The sequence below is a fragment of the Serratia marcescens subsp. marcescens ATCC 13880 genome, assembly GCF_017299535.1.
GTDB lineage: Bacteria > Pseudomonadota > Gammaproteobacteria > Enterobacterales > Enterobacteriaceae > Serratia > Serratia marcescens.
In genome coordinates, this window is the sequence record NZ_CP071238.1 from 723,014 (window position 1) to 737,565 (window position 14,552).

General features: G+C 60.7%; 12 protein-coding genes. 11 read left to right on the plus strand and 1 reads right to left on the minus strand.

The genetic code is table 11. The features are described 5' to 3' along the window. The first annotated feature begins 92 nt into the window (after nt 1-92). The 8 genes from pvcA (at nt 93) to kefC (ending at nt 11,823) form a co-directional block, all read left to right on the plus strand. Nucleotides 93-1,058 carry an L-tyrosine isonitrile synthase gene (gene pvcA, locus J0F90_RS03365; RefSeq protein WP_033641230.1) on the plus strand — a complete coding sequence of 322 codons (966 nt, stop codon included), beginning with the start codon at nt 93-95 and terminating at the stop codon, nt 1,056-1,058. A 96-nt stretch (nt 1,059-1,154) separates the two neighbouring features. Next, nucleotides 1,155-2,018, plus strand: a complete 864-nt coding sequence (locus J0F90_RS03370; RefSeq protein ID WP_033641231.1) for a TauD/TfdA dioxygenase family protein — start codon at nt 1,155-1,157, stop codon at nt 2,016-2,018. A 25-nt stretch (nt 2,019-2,043) separates the two neighbouring features. After that, nucleotides 2,044-3,303, plus strand: a complete 1,260-nt coding sequence (locus tag J0F90_RS03375; protein ID WP_033641232.1) for a glycosyltransferase — start codon at nt 2,044-2,046, stop codon at nt 3,301-3,303. A gap of 263 nt (nt 3,304-3,566) precedes the next feature. Beyond that, nucleotides 3,567-4,388, plus strand: coding sequence for a 4-hydroxy-tetrahydrodipicolinate reductase (gene dapB / locus J0F90_RS03380; RefSeq protein ID WP_033641233.1), 822 nt, complete (start codon nt 3,567-3,569; stop codon nt 4,386-4,388). A 470-nt stretch (nt 4,389-4,858) separates the two neighbouring features. Further along, nucleotides 4,859-6,007: a glutamine-hydrolyzing carbamoyl-phosphate synthase small subunit gene (gene carA / locus J0F90_RS03385; protein ID WP_071525950.1), complete on the plus strand. Its 1,149-nt coding sequence runs from the start codon at nt 4,859-4,861 to the stop codon at nt 6,005-6,007. A 16-nt stretch (nt 6,008-6,023) separates the two neighbouring features. Next, entirely contained in the window at nt 6,024-9,248 is a 3,225-nt protein-coding gene (gene carB / locus J0F90_RS03390; RefSeq protein ID WP_033641234.1) for a carbamoyl-phosphate synthase large subunit, read from the plus strand. Between the two features lie 171 nt (nt 9,249-9,419). Beyond that, nucleotides 9,420-9,977 carry a glutathione-regulated potassium-efflux system oxidoreductase KefF gene (kefF, locus tag J0F90_RS03395; protein ID WP_016929126.1) on the plus strand — a complete coding sequence of 186 codons (558 nt, stop codon included), beginning with the start codon at nt 9,420-9,422 and terminating at the stop codon, nt 9,975-9,977. Beyond that, nucleotides 9,970-11,823 carry a glutathione-regulated potassium-efflux system protein KefC gene (gene kefC / locus J0F90_RS03400; RefSeq protein WP_021505358.1) on the plus strand — a complete coding sequence of 618 codons (1,854 nt, stop codon included), beginning with the start codon at nt 9,970-9,972 and terminating at the stop codon, nt 11,821-11,823. The genes kefF and kefC overlap by 8 nt, the downstream gene beginning before the upstream one ends. 32 nt (nt 11,824-11,855) lie before the next feature. On the opposite strand, the gene J0F90_RS03405 is transcribed toward kefC, so the two are convergent. Beyond that, nucleotides 11,856-12,470 (minus strand): LysE family translocator, encoded by a 615-nt coding sequence (locus J0F90_RS03405; protein WP_033641235.1) that lies wholly within the window; start codon nt 12,468-12,470, stop codon nt 11,856-11,858. Nucleotides 12,471-12,598: 128 nt separating this feature from the next. On the opposite strand from J0F90_RS03405, the gene J0F90_RS03410 reads away from it, so the two are divergent. The 3 genes from J0F90_RS03410 (at nt 12,599) to folA (ending at nt 14,492) form a co-directional block, all read left to right on the plus strand. Next, nucleotides 12,599-13,405 carry a threonine/serine exporter family protein gene (locus tag J0F90_RS03410; protein WP_016929123.1) on the plus strand — a complete coding sequence of 269 codons (807 nt, stop codon included), beginning with the start codon at nt 12,599-12,601 and terminating at the stop codon, nt 13,403-13,405. Continuing rightward, nucleotides 13,402-13,866, plus strand: a complete 465-nt coding sequence (locus tag J0F90_RS03415) for a threonine/serine exporter (RefSeq protein ID WP_015376621.1) — start codon at nt 13,402-13,404, stop codon at nt 13,864-13,866. The genes J0F90_RS03410 and J0F90_RS03415 overlap by 4 nt, the downstream gene beginning before the upstream one ends. A gap of 143 nt (nt 13,867-14,009) precedes the next feature. Then, nucleotides 14,010-14,492: a type 3 dihydrofolate reductase gene (gene folA, locus J0F90_RS03420; RefSeq protein WP_016929122.1), complete on the plus strand. Its 483-nt coding sequence runs from the start codon at nt 14,010-14,012 to the stop codon at nt 14,490-14,492. Nucleotides 14,493-14,552 lie beyond the last annotated feature (60 nt).

Here is a 14,552-nt window from a genome sequence, read left to right on the forward strand (position 1 = left end):
ATTATTATTTTGCAGAGATTTTTTCTCTTTTTGATAAATCTTATTGCGCTTATCAATAATACTCCCGCACCACATCGTAACAGGAGCTCATTGTGGACAGCGCTCAGAAAGAAGAAATATCGTTAAAGATCCTACGTGAATTATTGCAATACCGCCGCCGTTTCCCCGGCGACGACACCTCGATCGCTGAAGAAGAACGGCGGGTCACTCAGGTGCAATTGCCGCGCATTCGGGCATTCATCGAAAACGAGCAACGTATCGAATTCGTGCTGCCGGCCTTCCCGACCAAGTCGCCCAACACCAACAAGGTGATCGGCGCGGTGCCGGACATGGCGGAGCGGCTGTCGCTGATCTTCCTCAACTCGCTATGCCAGCGCATTCAACTCTACTACCCGCCGGGCGCGCATATTGTTATCTGCTCAGATGGCCACGTGTTCGGCGATCTGATCCGCGTCAGTGACGAAGCGATCAACCACTATCAGCGCGAAATTGAAAACCTGCTGCATGAAGTGGGCGCGACGCATCTCAGCGTATTCAACCTCGGCGACGTCAAAGGCCTGGCTGAACATACCGATGATTACGATCTGCTGCGCCAACTGTTGGTGGAGGGCTATGCCGAATCGGAAGAGGCGATCAAACAGCAGTTGATGCAGGACGAACAGGGCCTCTTGCTGTACCGCGCCATCACGCGCTTCCTGTATGAAGACAGCCAACTGCCGGGCTACAGCGGTTCCAACGCCGCGCTGCAGAAAGACGCCAAACGGCGCGCCTGCGGAGTGATCCAGCGTAGCTGGGCCTGGGGCAATCTGCTGGCGCAGCATTTCCCGGCGGCGATCCGGCTGTCGATTCACCCGCAGCCGGTCGACAGTCTGAAAATGGGCATCCACATGATGCCGACCAAAGACGATTGGCTGACGCCGTGGCATGGCGTGGCAGCCAACGTGAACGGCCAGTTCGTGCTGATGAAGCGTAAAGACGCGCAGAGCCTGGACGGCGAATTGGTGGCGATCCGCGGCACGCCGAGCCATTACCTGATCGAACAACCGCAGATGGCCTGAGGCCGCTGCAGGCTTTTGCGCCCGAAATCCTGGCGGACGCGTTTTTGACGGCACGTTGCCGTGTGAGCAGCACATTCGATGCAAGGAGAATCACCGATGAATAACCAACCGCTTAATTGCCATATTCAACCGAATACCCCGTTTGGCGCGATCCTGACGCCGCAGCATCCGGGGCAAAAGATCGGCGAACTGCCGGTGGCAGCGCTGCGGGCGCTGGCGCAGGAACATCATTTGCTGGTGCTGCGCGGATTCGACTCCGGTTTCAGCGATGGGGAGGTTCTGACGCGCTACGCCGAGCAGTGGGGCGAGATCATGATGTGGCCGTTCGGCGCGGTGCTGGACGTGAAGGAACATCCGGACGCCAAGGATCATATTTTCGACAGCAGCTACGTCCCGCTGCATTGGGATGGCATGTATAAGCCGACTATTCCCGAATTCCAGCTGTTCCACTGCGTGGCGGCGCCGTCGCCGGACGAAGGCGGGTGCACTACCTTCGTCGATACCACGCGGCTGCTGGCCAATGCGGACGAAGCGTTGCTGGATCAGTGGCTGTCGGTCTCGATCACCTACCGTATCAAGCAGGTGGTGCATTACGGCGGTGAAGTCTGTTCGCCGCTGGTGGTGCAGCACCCGAACGGCAGGGGCTTGATCATGCGCTACAATGAACCGCCGACGGAAGGGAAAAAATTCCTCAATCAACATGCGCTGGAATATGACGGCGTGCCGGAACAACAGCAGGAACAGTTCCACCACACTCTGCAGCAGCATCTGTACGATCCGCGTCACTATTATGCCCATCAGTGGCAACAGGGCGACGTGGTGGTGGCGGACAACTTCTCGCTACTGCACGGCCGTGAGGGCTTTACCGCCCGTTCCGCGCGTCATTTGCAGCGCGTGCATATTCAAAGCAATCCGGTGTGCGCCAATCTGGCGCTGAAGCCGGCCAACGCAGAAGCTTAAAAGGAGCATTATGGCAAGGATACTGATGGCGGCGGTCGCCACTCCGGGGCACGTCTACCCGATGTTAGCCATCGCTCGCCACCTGATTGCCCAAGGGCATCAGGTGCGAGTGATGACCGGCGCGCTGTTCCGCGAACGCGCCGAAGCGGCTGGGGCGAGCTTCGTGCCGTTCGACGCGCAGGTGGACTTCGACTATCGCCACCTGGAGGCGCATTTCCCCGAGCGCGCCGCGCTGCCGCCGGGCAACGCGCAGATGGCGCTGGCGCTGAAAGACTTCTTCGCCGCGCCGATCCCACTGTTGGATCGTCAGCTGCGTGCGGCCATCGCCGCCGAAAAGACCGATCTGCTGATGGTGGAGAACTGCTTCTACGGCGTGCTGCCGCTGTTGCAGTCCGCCGAACGGCCGCCGGTGTTCGGGATCGGCGTCACGCCGCTGTCGTATTCTTCGCGCGACGCCATTTTCTATGGCCCGCGCATCCCGCCGGCGCTGCTGCCGCGGGCGCTGACCCGTGAGCAGTTGGTGGATGAAGAAACGCGGGTGTTGCTTGATGAGGTGCAGCAAAGCTTTGATGCCGCGCTGGTGCAGGCGGGCGGGCGGCCGCTGAATCGCCCGTTCACCGACGCGCTGATCGGCGGCTGCGAGCGTTTCCTGCAGTTGGCCACCACGGCGCTGGAATATGAGCGTGACGATCTGCCGATCGGCGTGCGCTTCGTCGGCCCGCTGCGCAGCGGCGGCCAGCCGGCGGCGGAAGAAACGCTGTGGGAGGCAGACGATGATCGGCCGCTGGTGATCGTGTCTCAGGGCACGCTGGCCAATGTCGATCTGCATCAGCTGATCGTGCCGACGCTGCAAGCGCTGGCGCATCTGCCGGTGCGGGTGTTGGCCACCACCGGCGGGCGGGCGACGGAAGGCCTGATGGACGCGCTGCCGGGCAATGCCAGAGTGCGGGAGTTCATCTCCTTCGAACACTGGCTGCCGGAGACGGCGCTGCTGATCACCAATGGCGGTTACGGCTCGATCAACTATGCGCTGGACAGCGGCGTGCCGCTGATTGTCGCCGGCACGGGCGAAGACAAACTGGAGGCGGCCGCGCGCGTGGTCGCCGCCGGCTGCGGCATCAGCCTGCACACCAGCACGCCGAGCCCTGAACAGATCCTGGCGGCGGCGACGCGCATTCTGCAGCAGCCGATCTATCGACAACGCGCAGCGCTGGTGCGTGAGGATTATGCCCGCCACGATGCGCTGACGGCGATCGCCAACGAAGTGGCCGCCATTACCGCCTGACCACGCTGTGATCCTTTCCCCAGGCGCCGTTTTCGGCGCCTTTTTTCTGCACTTTTTTGCCATGGAAACTGCATGATTATGTACAATCGTCGCAGGCCGCCAAATCGGTTGAATGTTAATCTCACGACAGCGCCGCTGATAAAAGCGGGGGAATATCATAATTTTCTAATTATGAAATGAATCCTCTGGCGACGCTGAAGCGGGGCAGTTACCCTGAATCGATAGCCTAATGGGATAGGCGTCAAATCAAGAAGAGAGCAAGCATGAGTGATTCACAAATCCGCATTGCGATTGCGGGCGCCGGCGGCCGGATGGGCCGTCAGTTGATCCAGGCGGTGCAGCAGGCGGAAGGCGTGGTGTTGGGCGCGGCGCTGTCGCGCCCGGGTTCAAGCCTGATCGGCGTCGACGCCGGCGAGCTGGCGGGCATTGGCGCGCTGGGCGTTAAGGTAAGCGACAGCCTGGAGAAAGTGGCGAGCGAGTTCGACATTTTGATCGACTTCACCCGCCCGGAAAGCACCCGGAGCTACCTGGATTTTTGCGTGGCGCACCACAAGGCGATGGTGATTGGCACCACCGGCTTCGATGACGCCGGCAAGCAGGCGATCCGCGCTGCGGCGCAGCATATCGGCATCGTGTTCGCCGCCAACTTCAGCGTCGGCGTCAACCTGGTGCTGAAACTGCTGGAGAAGGCCGCGCAGGTGATGGGCGACTACACCGACATCGAAATCGTTGAGGCGCACCACCGCCACAAAGTGGATGCACCGTCGGGCACGGCGTTGGCCATGGGCGAAGCGATCGCCGGCGCGCTGGGGCGCGATCTGAAAAACTGTGCGGTCTATGCGCGCGAAGGCCATACCGGCGAACGCGATCCGAAAAGCATCGGCTTTGCCACCATTCGCGCCGGCGACATCGTCGGCGAGCACACCGCGATGTTCGCCGACATCGGTGAACGGGTGGAAATCACCCATAAGGCTTCCAGCCGCATGACTTTCGCCAGCGGCGCGGTGCGCGCGGCTTCCTGGCTGCATAACCGGGATAAAGGTTTGTTTGATATGCGCGATGTATTGAATTTGGACCAGTTATAATTAATTTGCATACCATCGTGATGTGGTTGTATTGGTCATAATGCTATGATAATCGGGCAATAATTTTATTGTCCTTTTTTTTAACATGATAAATATCATGTTGGCTTTGTTTCATCGTCAAGGATGTTATTTATCTATATTTACTTTGCTAATCATCTCCTTTTTTTCCACTCTCGGTTTTTTTAGCGTCTTTTTTGTCCCATTCCGGCGCCGTTTTCCGTCATTCTTCCCCGCAACCGTTTTCCAGACCCGGTTTTCTGTGTTTTTATCGGCGCTCAAGCCGCATGCGCGCCGAGAACTGCAAAAATAAAACAAAAAACGGCAGTTTGGGTAGACAAGCCAGGCACTCATCATTAAAATGCGCCCAATTTGCCAAAAATTGGCCTCGCGGACGGTTTTTGCATTGATTTAGATCGTGATATCTGAATTAATATGCAAATATTGTGATTGATTATTCCTTGGAGGGTGTTTTGATAAAGTCAGCGCTATTGGTTCTGGAAGACGGAACCCAATTCCACGGTCGGGCCATCGGGGCAGAGGGAACGGCAGTGGGGGAAGTGGTCTTCAATACGTCGATGACCGGTTATCAAGAAATCCTCACTGATCCTTCCTATTCCCGCCAGATCGTTACTCTTACTTATCCTCATATCGGCAATGTCGGCACCAATGCTTCCGACGAAGAATCCTCCGCAGTACACGCCCAAGGCCTCGTCATTCGCGACCTCCCGCTGATCGCCAGCAACTACCGCAACGAAGAAAGCCTGTCCGACTACCTCAAGCGTCACAACATCGTGGCGATCGCCGATATCGATACCCGCAAATTGACCCGCCTGCTGCGCGAGAAGGGCGCCCAGAACGGCTGCATCATCGCCGCCGATTCGCCGGACGCCGCGCTGGCCCTGGCCAAGGCGCAAGGTTTCCCGGGGTTGAAGGGCATGGATCTGGCGAAAGAGGTCACCACCCAAGAGGCCTACAGCTGGCAGCAAGGCAGCTGGACGCTTGAAGGCGACCTGCCCGAAGCCAAAACCGCCGCGGAACTGCCATTCCACGTGGTGGCTTACGACTACGGCGCCAAGCGCAACATCCTGCGCATGCTGGTGGATCGCGGCTGCCGCCTGACCGTGGTGCCGGCGCAGACCCCGGCCGACGACGTGCTGAAAATGAATCCGGACGGCATCTTCCTGTCCAACGGCCCGGGCGACCCGGAGCCGTGCGACTACGCCATCACCGCCATCAAACAGTTCCTGGAAACCGACATTCCGGTGTTCGGCATCTGCCTGGGCCATCAGCTGCTGGCGCTGGCCAGCGGGGCGAAAACCATGAAGATGAAGCTCGGCCACCACGGCGGCAACCACCCGGTGAAGGATTTGGACAACAACACCGTGATGATCACCGCGCAGAACCACGGCTTTGCGGTAGATGAAAACAACCTGCCGGCGAACCTGCGCGTGACGCACAAATCGCTGTTCGACCATACGGTGCAGGGCATTCACCGCACCGACAAGGCGGCGTTCAGCTTCCAGGGCCACCCGGAAGCCAGCCCAGGCCCGCACGACGCTGCGCCGCTGTTCGATCACTTTATCGAACTGATTGAGACTTACCGTTCTAACGCCAAATAATCAGGAGCAGTAAAAAATGCCAAAACGTACAGACATAAAAAGCATCCTGATCCTCGGCGCGGGTCCGATCGTTATCGGCCAGGCGTGTGAGTTCGACTACTCGGGCGCCCAGGCGTGTAAAGCGCTGCGCGAAGAGGGTTACCGCGTCATTCTGGTCAACTCCAACCCGGCGACCATCATGACCGACCCGGAGATGGCCGACGCGACCTATATTGAGCCGATCCACTGGGAAGTGGTGCGCAAGATCATCGAAAAAGAGCGCCCGGATGCGGTGCTGCCGACCATGGGCGGCCAGACGGCGCTGAACTGCGCGCTGGAGCTGGAGCGCCAGGGCGTGCTGGCCGAGTTCGGCGTTACCATGATCGGCGCCACCGCCGATGCGATTGACAAGGCCGAAGACCGTCGCCGTTTCGATGTGGCGATGAAGAAAATCGGTCTGGATACCGCGCGTTCCGGCATCGCGCACACCATGGAAGAAGCGCTGGCGGTAGCCGCTGACGTCGGCTTCCCGTGCATCATCCGCCCTTCCTTTACCATGGGCGGCACCGGCGGCGGCATCGCCTACAACCGCGAAGAGTTCGAAGAGATCTGCGAACGCGGTCTGGACCTGTCGCCGACCAACGAGCTGCTGATCGATGAATCGCTGATCGGTTGGAAAGAATACGAGATGGAAGTGGTGCGTGATAAGAACGACAACTGCATCATCGTCTGCTCCATCGAAAACTTCGACGCTATGGGCATCCACACCGGCGACTCGATCACCGTCGCGCCGGCCCAGACCCTGACCGACAAGGAATACCAAATCATGCGCAACGCCTCGATGGCGGTGCTGCGTGAGATCGGCGTCGAAACCGGCGGCTCCAACGTGCAGTTCTCGGTCAACCCGAAAACCGGCCGCCTGATCGTTATCGAAATGAACCCGCGCGTGTCGCGCTCTTCGGCGCTGGCGTCGAAAGCCACCGGCTTCCCAATTGCCAAGATCGCCGCCAAGCTGGCGGTGGGCTATACCCTCGATGAGTTGATGAACGACATCACCGGCGGCCGCACCCCGGCGTCGTTCGAACCGTCCATCGACTATGTCGTAACCAAGATCCCGCGCTTCAACTTCGAGAAGTTCTCCGGCGCCAACGATCGCCTGACCACCCAGATGAAGTCGGTCGGCGAAGTGATGGCCATCGGCCGCACCCAGCAGGAATCGCTGCAGAAAGCGCTGCGCGGTCTGGAAGTGGGCGCCACCGGCTTCGATCCGAAAGTGAGCCTGGACGATCCGGAAGCGCTGACCAAAATCCGCCGCGAGCTGAAAGACGCCGGTTCCGACCGCATTTGGTACATCGCCGACGCCTTCCGCGCCGGTTTGTCGGTTGACGGCGTTTTCAACCTGACCAACGTCGACCGTTGGTTCCTGGTGCAGATTGAAGAGCTGGTGCGCCTGGAAGAGCAGGTGGCCGAGGCGGGCATCAACGGCCTGAACAAAGACTTCCTGCGCACGTTGAAGCGCAAAGGCTTCGCCGATGCGCGTCTGGCCAAGCTGGCCGGCGTCGCCGAGAGCGAAATTCGCAAGCTGCGCCACAGCTACGGCCTGCATCCGGTATACAAGCGCGTGGATACCTGCGCGGCGGAATTCGCCACCGACACCGCCTACATGTACTCCACCTATGAAGAAGAGTGCGAGTCCAACCCGACCAACGACCGGCCGAAAGTGATGGTGCTGGGCGGCGGGCCGAACCGTATCGGCCAGGGCATTGAGTTTGACTACTGCTGCGTGCACGCTTCGCTGGCGCTGCGTGAAGACGGCTACGAGACCATCATGGTCAACTGTAACCCGGAAACCGTCTCCACCGACTACGACACCTCAGACCGCCTGTACTTTGAGCCGGTAACGCTGGAAGACGTGCTGGAAATCGTGCGCATCGAGAAGCCGAAAGGCGTGATCGTGCAGTATGGCGGCCAGACTCCGCTGAAGCTGGCGCGCGAGCTGGAAGCCGCAGGCGTGCCGGTTATCGGCACCAGTCCGGACGCCATCGACCGCGCCGAAGACCGCGAGCGCTTCCAGCAGGCGGTCAACCGTCTGGGCCTGAAGCAACCGGCCAACGCCACCGTCACCGCCATCGAACAGGCGGTGGAGAAGGCGGCGGCCATCGGCTATCCGCTGGTGGTGCGTCCTTCCTACGTGTTGGGCGGCCGGGCGATGGAAATCGTCTACGACGAAACCGACCTGCGCCGCTACTTCCAGACTGCGGTCAGCGTATCCAACGATGCGCCGGTGCTGCTCGATCGCTTCCTGGACGACGCGGTGGAAGTGGACGTTGATGCCATCTGCGACGGCGAGCGCGTGCTGATTGGCGGCATCATGGAGCACATCGAGCAGGCGGGCGTGCACTCCGGCGACTCCGCGTGTTCGCTGCCGGCGTACACCCTGAGCCAGGAAATTCAGGACGTGATGCGTCGTCAGGTGGAAAAACTGGCGTTCGAGCTGCAGGTGCGCGGCCTGATGAACGTGCAGTTCGCGGTGAAAGACAACGAAGTCTACCTGATTGAAGTCAACCCGCGCGCCGCGCGTACCGTGCCGTTCGTGTCCAAAGCGACCGGCGTGCCGCTGGCCAAAGTGGCCGCGCGCGTGATGGCGGGCAAAACGCTGGTTGAGCAGGGCGTGACCGAAGAAATTATCCCGCCGTACTATTCGGTGAAAGAAGTGGTGCTGCCGTTCAACAAATTCCCGGGCGTCGACCCGATTCTGGGGCCGGAAATGCGCTCTACCGGGGAAGTGATGGGCGTGGGCCGCACCTTCGCGGAAGCCTTCTCCAAAGCGATGTTGGGCAGCAACTCGGGCATGAAGAAACAGGGCCGCGCGCTGCTGTCGGTGCGCGAAGGCGATAAAGCCCGCGTGGTCGATTTGGCCGCCAGCCTGCTGAAGCAGGGCTTCGAGCTGGACGCCACCCACGGCACCGCGGTGGTGCTGGGCGAAGCGGGCATCAACCCGCGCCTGGTCAACAAGGTGCACGAAGGGCGTCCGCACATTCAGGACCGTATCAAGAACGGCGAGTACACCTACATCGTCAACACCACGGCAGGCCGCCAGGCGATTGAGGACTCCAAGCTGATTCGCCGCAGCGCCCTGCAGTACAAGGTGCACTACGACACCACGCTGAACGGCGGCTTCGCCACCGCGATGGCGCTGAAAGCGGATCCGACCGAGCAGGTGACGTCGGTGCAGGAAATGCACGCGCGCATCGGCAAGTAACCGCGCGATAACGCAACGTAAGGGGCGCTGCAGATGCAGCGCCCTTTTTTATTCAGCGAATTTGTCGGCTGGCGTTAAAAATTTCCGCTATCAATCAGTGGGCAAACTGTCACTCTGTGTGATTGGTATATGCTTGGTGTATTGGCAAGGAACGAAGGAACGACGATAACAATGATTCTGATAATTTATGCTCACCCGTATCCCCGGCATTCGCATGCCAATCACCGCCTGCTGCAGGCGGTGAGGGATCTCCCCGAGGTGGAGGTGCGCTCGCTGTATGAGTTGTACCCCGATTTCAATATCGACATCAACGCCGAGCAGCGGGCGGTGGAGCGCGCCGACCTGGTGGTGCTGCAACATCCGATGCAGTGGTACAGCTTCCCGCCGTTGTTGAAGCTGTGGATCGACAAAGTGCTGGAGCACGGTTGGGCCTACGGCCACGACGGCAATGCGCTGGTGGGTAAAGACTGCCTGTGGGCGGTGACCAGCGGCGGCGACGAGCACCACTTCGAGCTGGGCGATTTCCCCAACTTCGCCGCGCTGGCGCAGCCGCTGCAGGCCACGGCGATCTATTGCGGCATGACCTGGCTGCCTTATTTCGCCGTGCACAATACCTTTACCTGCAACGAGCCGGCGCTGCTCGCCGCCGGCGAAGCCTACCGCCAGCGGCTGGTCGACTATCTGATGGAACATGCCGAAGCGGAAACCCGGGAGGCCAGCCATGGATAATCACCACATGATGATCGAGGGGCTGATCTATCTCGGCTCCGCGGCGCTGTTTGTGCCGATCGCGGTGCGCTTGGGACTGGGTTCGGTGCTCGGTTACCTGATCGCCGGCTGCATCATTGGCCCCTGGGGGCTGAAGCTGGTGTCGGATGCCGAGTCGATCCTGACCTTCGCCGAGATCGGCGTGGTGCTGATGTTGTTTATCATCGGCCTGGAGCTGGATCCCAAACGGCTGTGGACGCTGCGCGCCTCTGTGTTCGGCGGCGGCAGCATTCAGATGGTGGGCTGCGGCCTGGCGCTGAGCGCCTTCTGTTACTTCCTTGGCCTTAACTGGAAGGTGGCGTTGCTGATTGGCCTGACGCTGGCGCTCTCATCCACCGCCATCGCCATGCAGGCGATGAGCGAACGCAATCTGACGCCGTCGCCGATCGGCCGCAGCGCGTTTGCGGTGCTGCTGTTCCAGGATATCGCGGCGATCCCGCTGGTGGCGATGATCCCGCTGTTGGCCAGCAGCGGCGCCACCACCACGCTGGGCGCTTTCATGCTGTCGGCGGCCAAGGTGGTGGGCGCGTTGACGATGGTGGTGTTGCTTGGCCGCTACGTCACCCGTCCGCTGCTGCACTTCGTCGCCCGTTCGGGCATGCGCGAAGTGTTCAGCGCCGTGGCGTTGTTCCTGGTGTTCGGCTTCGGCATCCTGCTGGAGATGGCCGGGCTGTCGATGGCGATGGGGGCGTTCCTCGCCGGGGTGCTGTTGGCGAGCTCTGAATACCGCCACGCGCTGGAGAGCGATATTCAGCCGTTCAAGGGACTGCTGCTGGGGCTGTTCTTCATCGGCGTCGGCATGTCGATCGACTTCGGCACGCTGTTCCATCATCCGTTGCTGATCGCCTCGCTGCTGCTGGGCTTTATGCTGATCAAGGCGGCGTTGCTGTGGCTGATTGGGCCGCTGCTCGGCGTGCCGAAGCGCCAGCGCGGCCTGTTCGCCATTCTGCTGGGGCAGGGCAGTGAGTTCGCCTTCGTGATCTTCAGCGCCGCGCAGCTGGCCGGCGTCTTGCCGGTTGAATGGGCCAAGTCGCTGACGCTGGCGGTGGCGCTGTCGATGGCGGCCACGCCGCTGCTGTTGGTGATCGCCGCGCAGCTGGAAAAAAATGCGCCGAAAGAGGATCGCCCGGCTGACGTCATTGATGACGAGAACGCCAGCGTGATCATCGCCGGCTTCGGCCGTTTCGGCCAGATCGCCGGTCGTTTACTGTTGGCCAACGGCGTGCACACCGTGGTATTGGATCACGATCCGGACCATATCGAAACGCTGCGTAAATTCGACACCAAGGTGTTCTACGGCGACGCCACGCGCGCCGATCTGCTGGAGGCCGCCGGCGCCGCTCACGCCAAGGTGCTGATCAACGCCATCGACGATGTGGAGGACAGCCTGGCGTTAACCGAGCTGGCCAGACAGCACTTCCCGCATCTTAAGGTGGTGGCGCGGGCGCGCGACGTCGATCACTGGTATCAGCTGCGGCAACTGGGGGTGGAAAAACCGGAGCGCGAAACCTTTGAAAGCTCGCTGCGCGTCGGCCGTGAAACCCTGGAGTTGCTGGGGCTGGACGCCTATGAGGCGCGCGAGAAAGCGGACACGTTCCGTCGCTACAACCTGAAGATGCTGGAAGACACGCTGGATAATTATCAGGATACCGAGTTCCGTATCGCCAGCCTGCAGCGGGCCAAGGAGATGCTCAGCGCGGCCATCGAGCAGGATCAGAATCGGTTGGCGCGGGTGCAGCAGACCGGCTGGCGCGGCAGCATCGACGGCAAGGCGCCGGAGGATGAAGTGGTGGAAGCCAAAGGATAACCGCAGGGGCGCCGTGATGGCGCCCCTTTTGCTTAGCTCAGCGCGACCTTGATGCCTAAGGCGATCAACATGCCGCCCAGCAATTTGTCGACGATCTTCTGCGTCTTTTCCAGCCCGCGGCGCACCGGCCCGCTCTGGATCAGGAACACCAGCAGCGGCCACCAGATGACCGACAGGCCGAGAATAATCCCCGCGTACCACAGCTTGTCCCCCAGACCGGAATCGATCTGCAGCACCTGGGTGAAGACCGCCAGGAAGAACAGGGTGGCTTTCGGGTTCAGCAGGTTGCACAGGTAGCCTTGCAAAAAGGCGCTCTTCAAGCTGACCCGCTGTTGCGGCAGATTGCTGACGTTCATTTTTCCGCCGCCGCGCGACAGCAGCGCCTGGATGCCGATCCACACCAGATAGACCGCCCCGGCGTATTTCAGCAGGTTGAACAGCCACGGCGTGGTGGTGATCACCACCGCCAGCCCGGCGACGCAGTAGGACATGTGGGTGGCGACGCCGCAGATCACGCCGAAGGCGGTCATCATGGCGGCCAGCCGCGGGTAGCGGGCGGCGTTTTTGATCACCAGGAAAAAATCCGGGCCGGGGGAGAGCATGCCGAGGGCGGCAATGCCGGCGACGAACAACGAAGTTTCAAGCATGGGAGACGTCTCGCGCAAAAGGCAGCAATCTGGCGATAATAACGCCGCTTCCTCTGATGCGCATCAACCCAATGAGGTATTGTTAGGCTCTATGATAATAATTCATCTCCCGCCAGCGACGGAGCACCATGCAGCAGACTACCACTACCGCCACAGACAGGCCGGAACCGCACCGGCAACAACGCGAAATCACCCGACTGTGCATTCAATGCGCGCTGCTGCTGTTGCAGCACGGCGCCGAGAGCACGGTGGTGGAACAGCTGTCGACCCGCCTGGGGCTGGCGCTGGGGATGGACAGCGTGGAAAGCTCGATCTCCGCCAATGCGGTGGTGTTGACCACTCTTAGCCATGGCGCCTGCCTGACCACCACCCGCAAGAACGTCGATCGCGGCATCAATATGCAGGTGGTGACCGAAGTGCAGCATATCGTGATCCTCGCCGAGCATCGCCTGGCGGATGCGCACGACGTGGCGCGCCGCTTTGAAAGGATCCGGCCGCTGCGCTACCCGCGCTGGCTGGTGGTATTGATGGTAGGGCTGTCCTGCGGGTGCTTCAGCATGCTCAACGGCGGCGGCGGCGACGCCTTCCTGGTGACCTTTATCGCCAGCGGCGCGGCGATGCTGGTGCGCCAGATCCTCACCGCCCGCCAGATGAATCCGCTGATCAATTTTTGCCTGACGGCATTTGTCGCGACGTCGATCTCCGGGCTGCTGCTGCGCCTGCCGGCGTTTAAAGACACCTCGAGCGTGGCGATGGCCGCCAGCGTGTTGCTGCTGGTGCCGGGCTTCCCGCTGATCAACGCGGTGGCCGACATGTTCAAGGGGCACGTCAATACCGGACTGGCGCGCTGGGCGATGGCCAGCCTGCTGACGCTGGCGACCTGTATCGGCGTGGTGATGGCGATGTCGTTGTGGGATCTGCGGGGGTGGTCATGAATCTGCTGTGGGCATTGTTGCAGGAGATGCTGTTGGCGGCGGTGCCGGCGCTGGGCTTCGCCATGGTGTTTAACGTGCCGTTGCGCGCGCTGCGCTATTGCGCATTGCTCGGGGCTATCGGGCGCGGTTCGCGCATGCTGATGATGCATGCCGGCATGAACATTGAGTGGGCCTCGCTGTTGGCGGCGATCCTGATTGGCATCATCGGCATCTACTGGTCGCGCTGGCTGTTGGCGCATCCGAAGGTGTTCACCGTGGCGGCGGTGATCCCGATGTTCCCCGGCATTTCCGCCTATACCGCGATGATAACTGTGGTGGAGATCTCGCATCTGGGCTACAGCGAAGCCCTGATGGAAACCATGATCACCAACTTCCTCAAGGCCAGTTTCATCGTCGGCGCGTTGTCGATCGGCCTGTCGTTACCGGGCCTGTGGCTGTACCGCAAACGCCCCGGCGTGTGAAATTTCCCGGCGGAAGAACGTTGGTTATTAGATATGCTGATAAGAGCTATCTTATATATTCATCTTGCTTGATTAGCCTATCGACGGCACTCAGGCCTTTACGTATAGTGTCACCAATTTTGCTGCCTACACAGGGTTAAACAATGATTATCAGCCTGATCGCTGCCTTGGCGGCGGATCGCGTTATTGGCATGGAAAACGCCATGCCGTGGCACCTGCCGGCGGACCTTGCGTGGTTTAAACGCAACACGTTGAATAAGCCGGTTATTATGGGCCGCAAGACCTTCGAGTCCATCGGCCGCCCGCTGCCGGGCCGCCACAATATCGTTTTGAGCAGCCGCCCGGGCAGCGAAGCCGGGGTGACCTGGGTAACCTCGCTGGATGAGGCGCTGGCCGCCGCGGGCGACGTGGAGGAAGTGATGGTGATCGGCGGTGGGCGTATCTATACCCAGCTGCTGCCGCGCGCCGACCGTCTGTACCTGACACACATCGACGCCGAAGTCGGCGGCGATACCCACTTCCCGGATTACGAGCCGGACGAGTGGGAAACCACGTTCAGCGAATTCCACGACGCCGACAATCTGAACTCGCACAGCTACTGTTTCGAAATCCTGCAGCGCCGCTGATTTCAGCGCGTTAGCCAACTCTCCCGGGGGCGCAAGCAATTGCGCCCCCGGCCTTTTTGC

Excerpts from the sequence above, each read along its gene's own strand:
- J0F90_RS03370 (WP_033641231.1), top strand. The coding sequence starts at position 1,155 with ATGAATAACCAACCGCTTAATTGCCATATTCAACCGAATACCCCGTTT.
- J0F90_RS03375 (WP_033641232.1), top strand. The coding sequence starts at position 2,044 with ATGGCGGCGGTCGCCACTCCGGGGCACGTCTACCCGATGTTAGCCATC.
- dapB (WP_033641233.1), top strand. The coding sequence starts at position 3,567 with ATGAGTGATTCACAAATCCGCATTGCGATTGCGGGCGCCGGCGGCCGG.
- carB (WP_033641234.1), top strand. The coding sequence starts at position 6,024 with ATGCCAAAACGTACAGACATAAAAAGCATCCTGATCCTCGGCGCGGGT.
- kefF (WP_016929126.1), top strand. The coding sequence starts at position 9,420 with ATGATTCTGATAATTTATGCTCACCCGTATCCCCGGCATTCGCATGCC.
- kefC (WP_021505358.1), top strand. The coding sequence starts at position 9,970 with ATGGATAATCACCACATGATGATCGAGGGGCTGATCTATCTCGGCTCC.
- J0F90_RS03405 (WP_033641235.1), bottom strand. The coding sequence starts at position 12,470 with ATGCTTGAAACTTCGTTGTTCGTCGCCGGCATTGCCGCCCTCGGCATG.
- J0F90_RS03410 (WP_016929123.1), top strand. The coding sequence starts at position 12,599 with ATGCAGCAGACTACCACTACCGCCACAGACAGGCCGGAACCGCACCGG.
- J0F90_RS03415 (WP_015376621.1), top strand. The coding sequence starts at position 13,402 with ATGAATCTGCTGTGGGCATTGTTGCAGGAGATGCTGTTGGCGGCGGTG.
- folA (WP_016929122.1), top strand. The coding sequence starts at position 14,010 with ATGATTATCAGCCTGATCGCTGCCTTGGCGGCGGATCGCGTTATTGGC.